Origin of the sequence: Microbacterium meiriae (assembly GCF_025143875.1) — a bacterium.
Classification (GTDB): Bacteria; Actinomycetota; Actinomycetes; order Actinomycetales; family Microbacteriaceae; genus Microbacterium; species Microbacterium meiriae.
This window is the reverse complement of sequence record NZ_JAMBDU010000024.1, coordinates 14052-29743: the sequence shown is the minus strand read 5'-3', so window position 1 is coordinate 29743 and position 15692 is coordinate 14052. Positions and strand designations below refer to the sequence as shown.

At 70.7% G+C, this 15692-nt stretch carries 15 protein-coding genes; 9 read left to right on the top strand and 6 right to left on the bottom strand.

All coding sequences use genetic code 11. The annotated features are described in order from the left end of the window. Position 1: 1 nt before the first annotated feature. The 4 genes from M4D53_RS13805 to M4D53_RS13790 are packed head-to-tail and all read left to right on the top strand — an operon-like array spanning position 2 to position 4249. Positions 2–1651: an ATP-binding cassette domain-containing protein gene (locus M4D53_RS13805; RefSeq protein WP_259954564.1), complete on the top strand. Its 1650-nt coding sequence runs from the start codon at positions 2–4 to the stop codon at positions 1649–1651. Continuing rightward, positions 1648–2610 (top strand): S66 peptidase family protein, encoded by a 963-nt coding sequence (locus tag M4D53_RS13800; RefSeq protein WP_259954562.1) that lies wholly within the window; start codon positions 1648–1650, stop codon positions 2608–2610. The genes M4D53_RS13805 and M4D53_RS13800 overlap by 4 nt, the downstream gene beginning before the upstream one ends. Beyond that, positions 2607–3440: a serine hydrolase gene (locus M4D53_RS13795; protein ID WP_259954560.1), complete on the top strand. Its 834-nt coding sequence runs from the start codon at positions 2607–2609 to the stop codon at positions 3438–3440. Before M4D53_RS13800 ends, M4D53_RS13795 begins: the two co-directional genes overlap by 4 nt. Beyond that, positions 3437–4249 (top strand): serine hydrolase, encoded by an 813-nt coding sequence (locus M4D53_RS13790; RefSeq protein ID WP_259954558.1) that lies wholly within the window; start codon positions 3437–3439, stop codon positions 4247–4249. Before M4D53_RS13795 ends, M4D53_RS13790 begins: the two co-directional genes overlap by 4 nt. A 96-nt stretch (positions 4250–4345) precedes the next feature. Here M4D53_RS13790 and M4D53_RS13785 read toward each other — a convergent pair whose 3' ends face one another. Beyond that, positions 4346–5395, bottom strand: a complete 1050-nt coding sequence (locus tag M4D53_RS13785) for a P1 family peptidase (RefSeq protein ID WP_259954556.1) — start codon at positions 5393–5395, stop codon at positions 4346–4348. 157 nt (positions 5396–5552) lie between these two features. Here M4D53_RS13785 and valS point away from each other — a divergent pair, with 157 nt between their 5' ends. Both valS and M4D53_RS13775 read left to right on the top strand, forming a co-directional pair. Further along, positions 5553–8147, top strand: coding sequence for a valine--tRNA ligase (gene valS / locus M4D53_RS13780; RefSeq protein ID WP_259954555.1), 2595 nt, complete (start codon positions 5553–5555; stop codon positions 8145–8147). Beyond that, complete coding sequence (locus tag M4D53_RS13775) at positions 8147–8356, top strand: hypothetical protein (protein ID WP_025105004.1); 210 nt, start codon at positions 8147–8149, stop codon at positions 8354–8356. Before valS ends, M4D53_RS13775 begins: the two co-directional genes overlap by 1 nt. Before the next feature lie 85 nt (positions 8357–8441). Here the strand turns inward: M4D53_RS13775 and M4D53_RS13770 are convergent, their stop codons facing one another. The 4 genes from M4D53_RS13770 to tdh are packed head-to-tail and all read right to left on the bottom strand — an operon-like array spanning position 8442 to position 11548. Then, entirely contained in the window at positions 8442–8660 is a 219-nt protein-coding gene (locus tag M4D53_RS13770) for a hypothetical protein (protein WP_187661727.1), read from the bottom strand. Further along, complete coding sequence (locus M4D53_RS13765) at positions 8657–9271, bottom strand: ArsR/SmtB family transcription factor (RefSeq protein ID WP_187661728.1); 615 nt, start codon at positions 9269–9271, stop codon at positions 8657–8659. The genes M4D53_RS13770 and M4D53_RS13765 overlap by 4 nt, the downstream gene beginning before the upstream one ends. Before the next feature lie 55 nt (positions 9272–9326). Then, positions 9327–10505 carry a glycine C-acetyltransferase gene (locus M4D53_RS13760; protein ID WP_259954552.1) on the bottom strand — a complete coding sequence of 393 codons (1179 nt, stop codon included), beginning with the start codon at positions 10503–10505 and terminating at the stop codon, positions 9327–9329. Beyond that, on the bottom strand, positions 10505–11548 hold the full coding sequence (tdh, locus tag M4D53_RS13755; protein WP_187661729.1) for an L-threonine 3-dehydrogenase: 1044 nt from the start codon (positions 11546–11548) through the stop codon (positions 10505–10507). The genes M4D53_RS13760 and tdh overlap by 1 nt, the downstream gene beginning before the upstream one ends. 81 nt (positions 11549–11629) lie before the next feature. On the opposite strand from tdh, the gene M4D53_RS13750 reads away from it, so the two are divergent. Genes M4D53_RS13750 through M4D53_RS13740 form a run of 3 tightly spaced genes read left to right on the top strand, consistent with a single transcriptional unit; the run spans position 11630 to position 15140 of the window. Continuing rightward, the gene (locus M4D53_RS13750) at positions 11630–12562 is read left to right on the top strand and encodes a LysR family transcriptional regulator (RefSeq protein ID WP_259954551.1); all 933 of its coding nucleotides are present in this window, start codon (positions 11630–11632) and stop codon (positions 12560–12562) included. Positions 12563–12571: 9 nt separating this feature from the next. Continuing rightward, entirely contained in the window at positions 12572–14623 is a 2052-nt protein-coding gene (locus tag M4D53_RS13745) for a M3 family metallopeptidase (protein ID WP_259954550.1), read from the top strand. Positions 14624–14642: 19 nt separating this feature from the next. Beyond that, positions 14643–15140 (top strand): GyrI-like domain-containing protein, encoded by a 498-nt coding sequence (locus tag M4D53_RS13740; protein ID WP_259954549.1) that lies wholly within the window; start codon positions 14643–14645, stop codon positions 15138–15140. Positions 15141–15155: 15 nt separating this feature from the next. On the opposite strand, the gene M4D53_RS13735 is transcribed toward M4D53_RS13740, so the two are convergent. After that, a complete protein-coding gene (locus M4D53_RS13735; protein WP_259954548.1) occupies positions 15156–15692 on the bottom strand; it encodes an NUDIX hydrolase in 537 nt (178 codons plus the stop codon).

The following is a 15692-nucleotide window of genomic DNA, read 5'->3' as shown; positions in this document are numbered from 1 at the left end:
GATGCCCGACCTGATCTTCGACGACGTCTCCATCACGTACCGCACCTCCGGGCGGTCCGGTCGGGACGAGGTGGCGGCCGTGCGCAACGTCTCGCTCACCCTCCCGGCAGGGCAGACCCTCGGCATCGCCGGCGAGTCAGGCTCCGGCAAGTCCACGCTCGCCATGAGCGTGCTCCGGCTCCTGCCGCGCAACGCACGTCTCAGCGGCCGTGTGCTGCTGGGCGACGAGGATGTCGCCTCGTTGTCCTTCGGGCAGCTGCGCGCCGTGCGCTGGGCGCAGACGTCCATCGTGTTCCAGGGCGCGATGCACTCGCTCAACCCGGTGCGCACCGTCGGCTGGCAGCTCCTGGAGGCGCTCGAGCTGCACGCCTCGGAGCGTTGGAAGGGCGAGAAGGCACGCAGAGAACGCGTGCGCGAACTGCTCGACATCGTCGACCTGCCGCAGCAGAAGAGCGAGTCGTACCCGCATGAGCTCTCCGGCGGCCAGAAGCAGCGCGTGATGATCGCTATGGCCCTCGCCTGCGATCCCGAGGTCATCATCGCGGACGAGCCGACCACCGCGCTCGACGTGATCGTGCAGAAGCAGATCCTCGACATGATCTCCCGGCTCGTGGCCGAGCGCGGCATCTCGATGCTCATGATCAGCCACGACCTGTCGGTGCTCGCCACGGCCTGCGACCGGATCGCCATCATGCGCGACGGGGAGCTGGTCGAGGTCGGCGAGAGCTACGCCGTCTGCACCACCCCGCAGGAGGCGTACACGCGTCAGCTCGCCGACGCCTTCCCCACGATCGGCGACCCGGCCTCGCGGATGGCCCCGGTGACCCGGCACGGTCGTGGCGCGGACGAGGTGCCGGAGATCACGCACGGCGACGAGGTGCTGCTGGAGGCCCGCGGCGTCAACGTCACCTACCGCTCCGGCGGACGCCCGGTGCACGCGGTCCGCGATGTCGACCTCTCCGTGCGTAAAGGCGAGATCGTCGCGCTCGTCGGGCAGTCGGGCTCGGGCAAGTCGACCCTCGCCCGCGCGCTGATGGGCTTGCAGCCTGCCGACCCGGGGTCGCAGATCCGCTTCGACGGCGCACCCCTTCCGTCGAAAGGACGCGACCTCGCGCGATTCCGCTCGCAGGTGCAGCTCGTGCTGCAGGACCCGTGGGCCGCGCTGAACCCGAAGCACAGCGTGTACGAGTCCGTCGCCGAGGGGCTGCGTGTGCAGCGCTTCGCCGGCGACGAGCGCGAGCGGGTGGCGCAGAGCCTCGCCGACGCGGAACTCACCCCGCCGGAGCGCTACTTCGGCGCCATCCCGCAGGAGCTCAGCGGCGGGCAGAGGCAGCGCGTCGTCATCGCGGGGGCCCTCGCCGTGCAGCCGCAGATGCTCATCGCGGACGAGCCCGTCGCCTCGCTCGACGCGTCCGTGCGCGGGGAGATCCTCGGACTCCTGCTGGAGCTGCGCCGCCGCCTCGGGCTCTCCGCCCTCGTCATCACACACGACCTCGGTCTCGCCTGGAACATCGCCCACACCGTCGCGGTGATGTACCACGGGCAGATCGTCGAGCACGGCCCCACCGAAGAGGTGCTGCTGAACCCGCAGCACGAGTACACCAGGCACCTGCTGTCCGCGGCGCCGCGCATCGAGGAGAAGACGGCATGAGCGTCACGACGGAGGCGGCGGTGTCGCCCTATCTCGACACAGCACCCCTGCAGCCCGGCGACACCGTGGCGATCGTCTCGCCCTCCGGTCCTGGTAACGAGGAGAACACCCAGCGCGCCGTCGGCTACTACGAGTCCTGGGGCCTGAAGGTCCGGGTGGGAGAGCATGTCCTCACGCCGCACCCGCGCGCGTCGTACCTTGCGGGGCCGGACGAGCTCCGCCGCGCCGACCTCGTCGACGCCTGGCTCGATCCCGAGGTGGACGCCGTCGTCACGGCCCGAGGCGGCTACGGGGCCCTGCGCCTCCTCGACGGCATCGACTGGGCCGACATGCGCCGAGGCGCGCTGCGCAAGGACGGACGACCGAAGCTCCTCACGGGCTCGTCCGATGTGACCGCCCTGCACGAGACGTGGCGCGCGCATCTCGACGTCGCGACGCTCTTCTGCCCGATGGCGGGCAACAACGTCTTCCGCGATTCCGAGCAGGTGCGCGACGACGTGCAGCGCTGGCTCTTCGAACCCTGGCGGGGGCGGGAGCTCATCGGCCCGAAGACCGAGATCATGACGCCGGGTCGCGCCGAGGGGCGCTTCACGGGCGGCAACCTCAGTCTGCTCGCCGCCGGACTCGGCGCCCCGGAGGCGGACGTCCCCGCCCCCGGCATCCTTTTCCTGGAGGACATCACCGAGGAGCCGTACCGCCTCGACGGCTTCGTGACGCAGCTGCGTCGGGCAGGCCGTCTGGCGCAGGCGACGGGCATCGTGCTCGGCTCCTGGCATGAGTGCGGCGACCTCGACCTGGTCCACGCGCTCATGCGGGACGAGTTCCAGGACGCCGGCGTCCCCGTGCTGTGGGAGCAGGGCTTCGGCCACGACCCGCACGCCCTCACCATCCCGCTCGGTGTGGATGGGGTGCTGGACGCGACCGGCGACGAGCCGCGCCTCACGGTGGGACGGCCATGATCGCGCTTCCTCCCCTCGACCCCCGTGTCATCTGGTCGATCCGGCTCGTCGACGCCGGCACCGCGGAGACCCTGGCCGAGCACGAGCCGCACACGCAGTGCGAGACCGCGAGCATCGGCAAGATCTTCCTGCTCCTCGAGGTCGCGCGCCGGCTGGAGGCGGGCACGCTCGCCGAGGACGACCGGATCGAGATCCCGGACGAGCACCGCGTCGAGGACTCCGGACTGCTGTACCGCATGCACGATCAGCGCATCACGGTGCACGACGCGGCGCTCCTCGTCGGTGCGGTGAGCGACAACCTCGCCACGAACGCGCTGATCCATCTCTGCGGCCTGGAGGAGGTGCGGGCCGTCGCTCCGACCCTCGGGTACCGCGACACCGCGCTGCACGACTACATCCGCAACGAGCGCACGCCCGACCTGCCCTGGACGCCGTCGTTCGGCACCGCGGCCGAGCTGTCCGACGTGATGCGCCGTCTCGGTGCCGGCGAGGCGTTCTCGCCCGCGGTGAGCGCCCGGGTGCTGGACTGGCTCGCCGCCGACACCGACACGTCGATGACCGCCGACGCCTTCCTCCTCGACCCCCTCGCCCACGTCGAGGCCGAGTATCAGGGCATGGTGCTGCGCCACAAGACCGGCAGCGTGGGCTTCGCCCGCGTCGACGTCGGGCTGCTGCGGGGCCCGAGGGCCGCCGTCGCGTATGCAGTGGCGGCGAACTGGAAGGACTCCCCGGCGGACCTCCGCGCCCCGGTGCTCGACGGGATGCGGGCCGTCGGCGAGCTCATCCGTGCGCACGTGACCGGGCGTGCACGGGACGAGGAGGACGCATGAGCGCTATCGACGTGGAGCTCCCCGACGAGAACGGCACCGTGTGGTCGGTGCTCGTCCAGGACATCGACTCGGGCGAGGTGCTGCTGCGCCATGACCCGGAGACGGTGCAGGACACCGCGAGCGTGGGCAAGATCTTCCTCCTGCACCGGCTCCTCACCGAGGTCGACGCGGGCACGCGCACCCTCGAGGACCGGGTCACCCGGCGGCCGGTCGAGGCCATCGAGGACTCCGGTCTCTGGTACCTGCTCCAGGCATCCGAGCTGTCGCTGTACGACGTGGCCGCTCTCATCGGAGCGGTGAGCGACAACGCCGCGACCAACACGCTGGGTCGCGTCATCGGCATCCCGACCGTGCAGGAGCACACCCGCGCGCTCGGCTACACCGCCTCCGCCCTCGACGACATCGTGCGGTGGCCGATCCCGCCCGGCGCACCCCGCACGCTGTCGCACGCGAACGCCGCGGAACTCGTGCGCTTCATGTCGCGGCTCGCCGACGGCACCGACCTCTCCCCCGCCTCGGCCGACACGCTGCGCCGCTGGCTGGGCGCGGGCATGGACCTGTCGATGGTCGCCTCGGCGTTCGACCTCGACCCGCTCGCGCACTGGGGCTTCGACCGCGGCGTCTGGCTGCTGAACAAGACCGGCACGATCTCCCGCGTCCGCGCCGACACCGGGATCGCGATGTCCCCCACCCGCCGGATCGCCTACGCCGTGCTGGCCAACTGGGACAGAGGAGCCGACGGACGCGGTCCGGTGCTGGCCGCGATGCGTCGCATCGGCGAGGGCATCCAGGCCGCGCTCGCCGACTGACCTCGGTTCACAACTCAGGACCTCCGGCGGCGGTCGGTACGACGCGCCGCTCCCGCGGCGCCGCCGACCCGGTTTCTCCTGAGTTGTGAACGCGGGTCAGACGGCCCCGGCACGAGCCAGACGCTCCCGCACCCGGTCGATCGGCACCGCGTGCGCCGTCCGCCCCTCGGGGCCCACGGTGGTCTCCGCGGCGAGCACCGAGTTGATCAGCGCCTCCTCGACAGCGTCCATCGTCGCGGCGAAGAGCGGCGAGAGGTCGTCATCCGCCGCAGGACCGCCCGACGCCGGGTCGTGCACGGAAAAGGCGATCGCGTAGTCGCCGCTTCCCTGTGCGTAGTCGGCGCCCACGCCCCGCATCGCGAACACGGCGCGGTGGGCCACCCGGCCGAGCTGACGGCCGTCGACGGGCGCATCCGTCGCGACGACGATCATGCACGAGTTGCCGACGGGCTGTGCCGGCTCCTCGGCGAGCAGCTCCTCCGCGGGCAGCGGCACCCCCGCGATCCGCAACGTGCCGCTGAAATTCGTCTGCACGAGAGCCCCGACCGTGGACGCGCTCCCCGCGACATCGACCAGACGGGACGCCGTGCCGATGCCGCCCTTGTACCCGAGGGCGACGGTTCCGGCACCGGCACCGACGCACCCCTCCGCGACCGGACCCGCTGCCGCCGCGGCCAGTGCCGCCGTCACCTGCTCCTCGCCCACGGCGCGCTGGCGGATGTCGGAGAGGAACCCGTCGTTCGTCTCGCCCACCACCGGGTTCAGGGTGGTCGTCCGTGCGTGCGCCGGCGTCGCCAGCAGATGCCCGAGCAGCGCATCCGCGACACGGAACACGGACAGCGTCGAGGTCAGCAGGATCGGCGTCTCCAGAGCCCCGAGCTCGCGGAGCTGCGTGGCACCCACGAGCTTGCCGTAGCCGTTGCCGACCGAGAGGTTCGCGGGAAGGCTGCGGCGCTCGGCGGTGAGGGCGTCGGGGACGATGGCCGTCACTCCCGTGTGCAGACCGTCGCCGTGCAGCGTGGCGTGCCCCACCCGCACGCCGGGGACGTCCGTGATGGCGTTCTGCGGGCCGCGCGCGAAGGCGCCGGACGGGACACCGAGGTCGGCGAGACGGGGACGTGAGGACGAGGACGACGGCGGTGTCATGCTCCGATCCTCCCAGCGTCGGAGGGGCCGGCCGCAGTGCCGCGCCGGACGCTCCCCCGGGTCGAGCGCCCGTCCCGTGCGCTCGGTAGACTGGGCGGCACCACCCACACTCAGGCACGCTCACACAGTGCCGCATACATCGCTCGAGGAGACCTCCATGTCCGCCATTCCCGACAAGCCCGCACTCGAAGGTCTCGAAGCGAAGTGGGACGCCGCCTGGGCGGAGCAGGGCACATACCTGTTCGACCGTCTGCGCGCCGCCGAGCTCGGTCGTGAGGGCGTCTACTCGATCGACACTCCGCCGCCCACCGCCTCCGGGAGCCTCCACATCGGTCACGTGTTCTCCTACACGCACACCGACGTCAAGGCCCGGTACGAGCGCATGCGCGGCAAGACCGTGTTCTACCCGATGGGCTGGGACGACAACGGTCTGCCCACCGAGCGCCGCGTGCAGAACTACTACGGCGTGCGCTGCGACCCCTCGCTCCCCTACGACGCCGACTTCACCCCGCCGTTCGAGGGCGGCGACAACAAGTCGAGCCGGGCGGCCGACCAGCAGCCGATCAGCCGTCGCAACTTCATCGAGCTGTGCGAGCGCCTCACGATCGAGGACGAGAAGCAGTTCGAGGCGCTGTTCCGTCAGCTCGGACTGAGCGTGGACTGGACGCAGACGTACCGCACCATCTCCGACGACACGATCCGGCAGAGCCAGCTCGCCTTCCTCCGCAACATCGAGCGCGGCGAGGCGTACCAGGCTCTCGCGCCGACGCTGTGGGACATCGACTTCCGTTCCGCGATCGCGCAGGCCGAGCTCGAGGACCGCGACCAGCAGGCCGCGTACCACACGATCGAGTTCCCCTTCGCGGACGGCTCCGGCTCCATCGCGATCGACACCACCCGCCCGGAGCTCCTCCCCGCGTGCATCGCGATCGTGACCCACCCCGAGGGACCGCACAAGCACCTCATCGGCACGAAGGTCCGTACGCCCTACTTCGGCGCCGAGATCGAGGTCCACGGCCACCACCTCGCCCAGCCCGACAAGGGCACCGGCGCCGCCATGGTCTGCACCTTCGGCGACGTGACCGACATCATCTGGTGGCGCGAGCTGCGCACCACTGCCGGCGAGTCCCTGCCGAACATGACGACGATCGGTCTCGACGGCCGCTTCCTCCCCGAGGCCCCGTCGATCGTGGCCGACGCCGACGCCCGCGCCTGGTACGCGGAGAACGTGGCCGGCAAGACCGTCTTCAGCGCCCGCAAGGCGATCGTCGAGAAGCTGCAGGAGACCGGCGACATGACCGCCGTCGGCAAGCCCTTCCAGCACGCCGTGAAGTTCTTCGAGAAGGGTGACCGCCCGCTCGAGATCGTCTCGACCCGGCAGTGGTACATCCGCAACGGCGCCCGCGACGGCGAGCTGCGCGAGCAGCTCCTCGCGCACGGCACCGAGCTGGCGTGGCACCCCGACTTCATGCGGGTCCGCTACGAGAACTGGGTCGGCGGCCTCACCGGCGACTGGCTCGTGTCCCGGCAGCGGTTCTTCGGTGTGCCGATCCCGCTCTGGTACGCGCTGGACGAGAACGGCGAGCGCGACTACGACCGCGTGCTCACCCCGGACGCGGCCGCGCTGCCCATCGACCCGACCACGGACGTCCCCGCGGGCTACACCGAGGCCCAGCGCGGCGTGCCGGGCGGGTTCGACGCCGAGGCCGACATCCTCGACACCTGGGCGACATCCTCCCTGACCCCGCAGCTCGCGGGCGGCTGGCAGCGCGACGAGGAGCTGTGGCAGCTCACCGCGCCGTTCGACCTGCGCCCGCAGGGACAGGACATCATCCGCACCTGGCTCTTCTCGACCATGCTGCGCTCCACGCTCGAAGACGGCCGCGCCCCGTGGAAGAACGCCGCCATCTCCGGCTTCATCGTCGACCCCGACCGCAAGAAGATGTCGAAGTCGAAGGGCAACGTGGTCACCCCTGCCGACGTGCTCGACGCCCACGGCTCGGACGCGGTGCGGTACTGGGCGGCTTCCAGCCGCCTCGGCATGGACGCGGCCTTCGACCCGCAGAACCCGACTCAGGTGAAGATCGGTCGGCGTCTGGCGATCAAAGTGCTCAACGCCGCGAAGTTCGTGCTGTCGTTCCCGGTGCCCGCGGGCGCTCAGGTGACACACGCGCTCGACGCCTCGATGCTCACGGCGCTCGACGCGGTGGTGGCCGAGGCGACCGCGGCCTTCGACCGGTATGACGCGGCCAGGGCGCTCGAGCTGACCGAGGCGTTCTTCTGGACGTTCTGCGACGACTACCTGGAGCTCGTGAAGGAGCGCGCCTACAACCAGAACGACGTGGGCCAGGCCTCGGCCGCCCTTGCGCTGCGTCTGGCGCTGTCCACGCTGCTCCGCCTGCTCGCACCGGTGCTCTCCTTCGCCACGGAGGAGGCCTGGTCGTGGTTCGAGGAGGGCTCCGTGCACACCGCAGCGTGGCCCGAGAAGCTCGGCATCGAGGGCGACCCGGCCGTGCTGGCCGCCGCCAGCGAGGCGCTCATCGGCATCCGGCGCGCGAAGACCGAGGCGAAGGCGTCGCAGAAGACCCCGGTCTCCCGTGCCGCCATCGCCGCACCCGCCGCGAAGGTCGAGGCCTTGCGCGCCGCGGCGGACGACCTCCGCGCTGTCGGCCGCATCGCCGAGCTCGAGATCTCCGAGGCGGAGGAGTTCGCGGTCACCGCGATCGAGCTCGCCCCGGTCGAGGCTTCCTGATGCAGCTCGGCACGCGCTGGGCCACGGGGGCGCAGCCCCCCGCGTCCGTCCCCGAGGCGCTGCGCCCCGCGATCGCCGAGGTCGAGTCCCAGGGCCTCACCGGTCACTGGACCCTCACCTGGCTGGAAGGCCGCGCGATCGCGGAGCTCGACGCCGGCTGGGAGGTCCTCCAGACCCCCTCCGGCGAGGTCATCGCCCGCCCCTTCTGATCGCCGAGACCCCGCTTCATCGTCGAGACCCCCTCCTCTCCGCGCGGATAGGAGGGGGTCTCGACGCGTATCCGGGGTCTCGGCGTCAGCGGCGCGGGGCTCCGAGCTGCGCGAGGAGATGGTCGACGGCGTGCGGGTCATGCCGGCGGGCCTGCTGTTCGCGGAGGAGGTCGAGGGCGAGGACCCGCCGCTGTGCGCGACGCTCGATCCGGTGCTCGATCATTGCGGTGACCCGGTCGGCGAGGTGCAGCAGGCCGCGCTCCGTCCGCGTGGGACTGACGAGGTGCAGGGTGGCGGCGGTCACGATGCGTCCGTCGTCTCGGCCGTGGCGGCGCCTCCAGGCGTGGGGAGGTCGAAGATCTCGGCACGGAGGGAGACACGGCGCACGTCCGGGCCCTCCTGACCGCGGTACTGCGCGATCGCCTTCTCCACGACGGCCTCCAGTTCCGCCCGCAGCGACATCGCCTGCTCCGCGGTCATGTCGAGGTGCGTGGTGATGGTCAGACCCACGTCACGCCACCCCTCGGGGATGTCGGCATCCGAGCGGTTGAGGTACTGCATCAGCGTTTCGTGCCGGAGCCGGAAGAACTCCGATGTCACGATCTGGGCCGCGGCACGGTTGGCCGGCGACATCTGCTCGTCCGGTCCCGGCACGTCGATGCGGCCCTTCGGGCGCTCCCACCACCGCTCCCGCGCCGTGCCACGACCTTCCACTTCGCGGATGAGATCGTGGGCGGCGAGGGCGCGGAGGTGGTAGCTGGTGGATCCCGAGGTCTCCCCGACGAGGGCCGCGAGAGAGCTGGCCGTCTGAGGACCACGAGAGGCGAGCAGATCGAAGATCTTGACCCGCAGCGGATGCGCCAGCGCCTTGAGCGCTCCCGCATCCAGCGTCCGTACCTGCGTCTCGTTCGTCATGCATGCAAAGGTACGCTTGCAAACAACTCTTTGCAAGCTTTTCTTTGCAACGCGGTCAGCTCACCGCATCCCGCGCCGCGACGAAGGCCGTTACACAGCGCTCGACCTGCTCGGCGGAGTGCGCGGCGGAGAGCTGCACCCGGATGCGCGCCTTCCCCCGCGGCACCACCGGGAAGCTGAACGCCGTCACGTAGACGCCCTGGTCCTGCATCGCCGCGGCGATCCGGGCTGTGAGCGCGGCATCACCGAACATGACCGGCACGATCGGGTGCCCTCCGGGAAGCAGATCGAAGCCTTCCTCCGCCATCCGGGTGCGGAACAGGGCTGCGTTGTCCCGCAGCCGCGCCCGCAGGTCCGCCGATCCCTCGACGAGGTCGAGTGCGGTCAGGGCACCGGCCACGATGGCCGGAGCGAGGGTGTTCGAGAACAGGTACGGACGGGAACGCTGACGCAGCAGCGCGACGATCTCCGCGTGGGAGGCGACGTACCCCCCGGAGGCGCCGCCCAACGCCTTGCCGAAGGTGCCGGTGTAGATGTCGACACGATCTGCGACGCCGCACAGCTCCGGCGTCCCCCGCCCGTTCTCCCCGACGAAGCCGACCGCGTGCGAGTCGTCCACGAAGACGAGGGCGTCGTACCGCTCGGCGAGGTCGCAGATCTCAGCGAGCGGGGCGATGTAGCCGTCCATCGAGAAGACGCCGTCGGTCACGATCACGCGGAACCGGGCATCGGCGGCCGCCCGCAACTGCTCCTCCAGATCCGCCATGTCGCGGTTGCGGTACCGGAGTCGGCGCGCCTTCGAGAGGCGGATGCCGTCGATGATGGACGCGTGGTTCAACTCGTCCGAGATGATCGCGTCCTCCGCGGAGAACAGCGTCTCGAAGACACCGCCGTTGGCGTCGAAGCAGGACGAGTAGAGGATCGCGTCGTCGGTGCCGAGGAAGTCCGCCAGCCGACGCTCGAGTTCGAGGTGCTGCTCCTGCGTGCCACAGATGAAGCGCACGCTCGCGAGCCCGTACCCCCACTCGTCCAGGGCCGTCCGGGCCGCAGCGAGGATGCGGGGGTCGTCGGCGAGCCCGAGGTAGTTGTTCGCGCAGAAGTTGAGCACCTCGGCGCCGTCGGCCGTAATCTCCGCCCGCTGCGGACCGCGGATGCCGCGCTCATGCTTAGTGAGCCCGGCCTCCTCGATCCCCGCCAGCTCCCGCGCCACATGGTCCTTGAAGGTCGCGTACATCACAGCTCCGTCCAGTCGAGGATGATCTTGCCCGTGCCGGCGGACTCCGCCGCCGCGAATCCGCGCTCCCAGTCGCGCGCCGGCACGACCTCGGCGATCACGCGACCGATGGCCGCCCGCAGTGTCGCACTCGTCTGCAGCATCGCCCCCATGGCGTTCCAGGTCTCGAACATCTCGCGACCATAGATGCCGGTGATGGTGAGCATATGCGTGACGAGCTTGCCCCAGTCGATGTCGAACCCCGTCGACGGCAGCCCGAGCATCGCGATCCGTCCGCCGTGGTTCATGTTGTCGATCATCGCCGGGAGCGCCGATGCCGCACCGCTCATCTCGAAGCCGATGTCGAAACCCTCGCGCATGCCGAGCGCCCGCTGCGCGTCGCGGATCTCCTGGCGGGAGACGTCGACGACGTCGTCTGCTCCCATCCCTCGCGCCATCTCCAGGCGCGGGCCGCTCACGTCGGTCCCCACGATGAAGCGGGCACCGGCATGCCGGGCGACGGCGATCGCCATCAGGCCGATCGGGCCGCAGCCGGTGACGAGGACGTCTTCGCCGACCAGAGGGAAGCGGAGGGCGGTGTGCACGGCGTTGCCGAGCGGGTCGAAGATCGCGCCGAGCTCCGGAGCGACCTCGGCGTGGTGGACCCACACGTTGGTCGCCGGCAGCGAGAGGTACTCGGCGAAGGCACCGTCGCGCTGCAGACCGAGCCCGATGGTGCGGATGCACATCTGCCGCCGTCCGGCACGACAGTTCCGGCAGGTGCCGCAGACGATGTGTCCTTCGCCGGAGACCCGGTCGCCGACGGCGATGTCATGGACGAGCGATCCGACCTCGACGACCTCGCCGTAGAACTCATGTCCCGGGATGAGGGGCGCGGAGATCGCGGAGGCCGCCCAGTCGTCCCATCGCCGGATGTGCAGATCGGTCCCGCAGATGCCGGTGCGGAGGACGCGGATGACGACCTCGCCGGGGCCGGCCGTGGGATCGGGTCGCTCCACGAGCGCGAGGCCGGCGCCGGGTTCCTCCTTGAACAGAGCCTTCATGCTCCGATCTCATCGCATACGTCGCTGTAGAACAATCGGCAGATTCTGCATCGTCTCTATAGCCAGGTCTAAACTATCGACGTGGAACTCCATCAGCTCCAGATCCTCCGCGAACTCGGAGCCCTGGGCAGCGTGACGGCTGTCGCCGACACGCTCCGGGTCACCCCGTCCGCCGTCTCGCAGCAGCTCGCCGCGCTGCAGCGCTCCTTCCCCGCCCCGCTCACCCGTCGCCAGGGCCGCACGCTCGTGCTGACCTCTGCCGGCGAGGTCCTCGCGGCGGCCGGCGGGGAGGCCATCGATGCCATGGCCGCAGCGCGGCACGCGCTGGACGACTTCGAGGGCGCGGCGACCGGAGAGGTGAGCATCAGCGGGTTCCACAGCGTCGGTCAGGCGCTCTTCGGCCCGCTCGTGCGGGAGCTCTCCGGGAAGGAGCACGCGCCGACGGTACGCCTGACGGACGAAGATGTCGCGCAGAGCGAGTTCCCTGGGCTCACCGCGCGGTACGACCTCGTCCTCGCGCATCGGATGGAGCACTCCGCGCCGTGGCCGACCGCAGGCATCCGCGCTGTCGGTCTCGTCCGCGAGCCCCTGGACGTCGCGGTCGCCGCCGCACATCCTCTCGCCGGTCGCCGCACCCTCTCACCGGACGAGGTCGCCGACGAGCACTGGGTGACGAGCCGCGTGGGGTACTCCCCCGACGACGTGCTCCGTGCCGTCGCCGCCGTCGCCCGCCGCCCGGTCGAGGTCCGCCACCGCATCAACGACTACGGCGCGGTGTCGGCGGTTGTCGCGGCCGGCGGCGTCCTGGGAATGCTCCCCCGGTTCACCTCGCGCAGCGTCGACGATCGCGACATCGTACGCATCCCCCTGCGCGGCGTGAGCACGCACCGCATGATCGACGTCCTCGCGCGCCCGGAGAACCTGCGCCGCCGCTCGGTCCGTGTCGTCGTCGACGCCCTGCGAGAGGTGATGACCCGTCTGAGCACGGAACGTTCCGGGGATGGCGGTGGCTAGGCTCGGAGGATGAGCGACGCCACGAATCCGCTGCTGCAGCCGTCGATCCTTCCCTTCGGGCTCCCGGACTATCAGGCCATCCGCCCGGAGCACTACCTTCCCGCCTTCCGAGCCGGTTTCGCGGAGCAGCTCGCGGAGGTCGCGAACATCACCCGCGTGCGGTCGATGCCGACGTTCGAGAACACGCTCGAGGCGCTGGAGCGGTCGGGCGAGCTCCTCGACCGGGTGGCGCACGCGTTCTACACGGTGAGCTCCGCCGATGCCACACCGGGGATCCAGGCGATCGATGAGGAGCTCGCTCCGCTCATGGCCGCCCATGAGGATGCGATCACGCTGGATGCGGCCCTCTACGCCCGCGTGGCCCACGTGTACGAGCAGCGCGAGGCGCTCGACCTCGATCCTGAGCAGCGGTATCTCGTGGAGCGCTACCACCGCGAGATGACGCATGCCGGCGCTGGGCTCGACGACGACGCGAAGGCGCAGCTCACGGGTCTGAACCAGAAGCTGTCCGTGCTCACGAACACGTTCGAGCGGAACCTGCTGAGCGATACGAACGACCTCGCCGTGGTCTTCGACTCCGCCGCCGAGCTGGAGGGCCTGAGTGCGGGCGAGCTCTCGTCCGCGGCGCGCGCCGCGGCCGACCGTGGGCTCGACGGCCGCTACCTCCTCACCCTGCCGCTGTTCACCGGCCATCCGGCCCTCGCCCGGCTCGCGGTGCGGGAATCCCGTCGCCGGATCATGGCGGCGTCGCGCGCGCGGGGCTCGCGCGACAACGGCAACGACAACCGCCCGGTGCTGCGCGAGATCGTGCGCCTCCGCGCCGAGCGCGCGCGCCTCCTCGGATATCCGTCGCATGCCGCGTACATCACCGCCGACGAGACGGCGGGCTCCCCCGAGGCCGTCGAGCGGATGCTGCGCCGGCTGGCTGCGCCGTCCGCCCGGAACGCCCGCGCCGAACGGGACGCGCTCCAGGCGATCGTCGACGAGACCGAGCCGGAGCCCTTCCCCGTGGAGGCCCACGACTGGGCGTTCTACACCGAGCGCGTGCGCACTGCCCGCTACGACATCGACACCGCCGCCCTGCGCCCCTGGTTCGACGCGGAGCGCGTGCTGCAGGACGGCGTGTTCTTCGCGGCGACCCGCCTGTACGGGGTGACGTTCCACGAACGGCACGACCTCGCGGCCTATCACCCGCAGGCCCGCGTGTTCGAGGTGCGCAACGCCGACGACTCTCCCCTGGGCCTCTACGTGCTCGATCTCTACACCCGCGACTCCAAGCGCGGCGGGGCATGGATGAACGCGATCGTCAGCCAGTCCCGGCTGCGCGGCAGCGCCCCGGTCGTGGTGAACAACCTCAACGTCCCGCAGCCCGGGGACCGCGAGCCCACGCTGCTGACGCTCGACGAGGTGACGACGCTGTTCCACGAGTTCGGGCACGCCCTGCACGGCCTGTTCGCCACGGTCACCTACCCGCACTTCGCCGGGACCAACGTGTTCCGCGACTTCGTCGAGTTCCCCAGTCAGGTGAACGAGATGTGGATCCTCTGGCCGGAGGTTCTGGACCACTATGCCCGGCACCACGAGACCGGCGAGCCGCTGGATCCCGCCATCGTGCAGCGGCTGCGGGCGACTGCGACGTTCGATCAAGGGCACGCGACCAGCGAGTACCTCGCCGCAGCGTGGCTGGATCAGGCGTGGCACCGGCTCTCCACCGAGGACGCGGTGGAGGATGTCGCCGCGTTCGAGGCCGCAGCGCTGGCCGACATCGGGCTGGATGACCCCGCCGTGCCGACCCGGTATTCCTCCACGTACTTCGCGCACGTCTTCTCCGGCGGTTACAGCGCGGGGTATTACTCGTACATCTGGAGCGAGGTGCTCGACGCCGACACCGTCGAGTGGTTCCGAGAGAACGGCGGGCTCACCAGGGCCAATGGGGACCGTTTCCGCGACCGGCTGCTCGGGGTCGGCGGCTCGAAGGACCCGCTGGCCGCCTACCGCGACTTCCGCGGGCGGGACGCCGACATCGAGCCGCTCCTGAAACGCCGTGGACTGGATTCCTGAGTCGTGAGACCCTGAGCGCATGGACGCATTCCCCGACGCTCCCTTCGGCCCGGCGGACAGCCTGGAGCTGGACGCCGTTCCCCTCGCCGTCATCCAGCACAAGGGTATCCGCCTCGCCGACCTCCGTGACGCTTTCGACACCGGCTACGGGGCGATCGCCGCGGCCTTCGCCGCCGGCAGGCTGATCCCCACCGGCCCGGCGCTCGCGATCTATCACGGCGACCCGATGGGCGTGTTCGATCTGGAGCTCGGCTTCCCGGTGCAGGCCGCACCGTCCGACCCGATCGCCACCGGCGACGGAACCGCCATCGTGGCGTCGGCCCTGCCGACCGGGCAGGCCGTCGCGACCACCGTCTTCGGCTCCTACGACGGTCTCAGCACCGGATGGGCCGGGCTGGTCGCACGCGCGGCGGAGGCCGGGCTGCACCCACGCGGCCTCTGGATCGAGGTGTACGTCTCGGACCCCGGCGTCGATCCGGACGAGCTCCGCACGGACCTGCTCATGCCGATGGCGTGAGCAGGCATTCAGGTCCTATCGCCGGAGTCGGTCCATCGCCTTGTACCAGGTGAGCTGGTGGTAGCTCTGGGTGAGTTGCTCCCCCACCAGGTCCAGCGGCAGGGACCGCACGACGACGGCCTCGTGCTCATCCAGGGACTGCTCAGTGACGCGTATGCAGCCGAGAGCGAGGAAGTGATGGACCTTGTTCGTGTGCGTTCCGAAGTTCGCCCAGGTCGCGCCGAGGGCCACCAACTCGTCGGCGACGCACCCAGTCTCCTCCCGGAGTTCGCGCGTAGCCGCGTCTTCCGGACGCTCGCCGGGCTCCGCTCCCCCTCCGACCGTGCCCAGCGCGAGGACTCCCGCTCCGTGGCGGTACTCCTCGACCACGATCGCTGCGCCATCGCGATCGACGGCGAGGACGGAGACCCAGTCACCGCACTCGAGGACGTAGTACGGCGCTATACGGCGGGCGTGCTCGTCGAGACACTCATCCGCGTGCACCCTGATCCACCGATCGGCGACGAGCGTCGTCCGCGCGACAGTCGTCCACGGAACGGGGTCGGCACCCAT

What these genes read in the sequence shown, in the direction of transcription:
- M4D53_RS13805 (WP_259954564.1), top strand. Translation starts at nt 2, where the DNA reads ATGCCCGACCTGATCTTCGACGACGTCTCCATCACGTACCGCACCTCC.
- M4D53_RS13800 (WP_259954562.1), top strand. Translation starts at nt 1,648, where the DNA reads ATGAGCGTCACGACGGAGGCGGCGGTGTCGCCCTATCTCGACACAGCA.
- M4D53_RS13795 (WP_259954560.1), top strand. Translation starts at nt 2,607, where the DNA reads ATGATCGCGCTTCCTCCCCTCGACCCCCGTGTCATCTGGTCGATCCGG.
- M4D53_RS13790 (WP_259954558.1), top strand. Translation starts at nt 3,437, where the DNA reads ATGAGCGCTATCGACGTGGAGCTCCCCGACGAGAACGGCACCGTGTGG.
- M4D53_RS13785 (WP_259954556.1), bottom strand. Translation starts at nt 5,395, where the DNA reads ATGACACCGCCGTCGTCCTCGTCCTCACGTCCCCGTCTCGCCGACCTC.
- valS (WP_259954555.1), top strand. Translation starts at nt 5,553, where the DNA reads ATGTCCGCCATTCCCGACAAGCCCGCACTCGAAGGTCTCGAAGCGAAG.
- M4D53_RS13775 (WP_025105004.1), top strand. Translation starts at nt 8,147, where the DNA reads ATGCAGCTCGGCACGCGCTGGGCCACGGGGGCGCAGCCCCCCGCGTCC.
- M4D53_RS13765 (WP_187661728.1), bottom strand. Translation starts at nt 9,271, where the DNA reads ATGACGAACGAGACGCAGGTACGGACGCTGGATGCGGGAGCGCTCAAG.
- M4D53_RS13760 (WP_259954552.1), bottom strand. Translation starts at nt 10,505, where the DNA reads ATGTACGCGACCTTCAAGGACCATGTGGCGCGGGAGCTGGCGGGGATC.
- tdh (WP_187661729.1), bottom strand. Translation starts at nt 11,548, where the DNA reads ATGAAGGCTCTGTTCAAGGAGGAACCCGGCGCCGGCCTCGCGCTCGTG.
- M4D53_RS13745 (WP_259954550.1), top strand. Translation starts at nt 12,572, where the DNA reads ATGAGCGACGCCACGAATCCGCTGCTGCAGCCGTCGATCCTTCCCTTC.
- M4D53_RS13740 (WP_259954549.1), top strand. Translation starts at nt 14,643, where the DNA reads ATGGACGCATTCCCCGACGCTCCCTTCGGCCCGGCGGACAGCCTGGAG.
- M4D53_RS13735 (WP_259954548.1), bottom strand. Translation starts at nt 15,692, where the DNA reads ATGGGTGCCGACCCCGTTCCGTGGACGACTGTCGCGCGGACGACGCTC.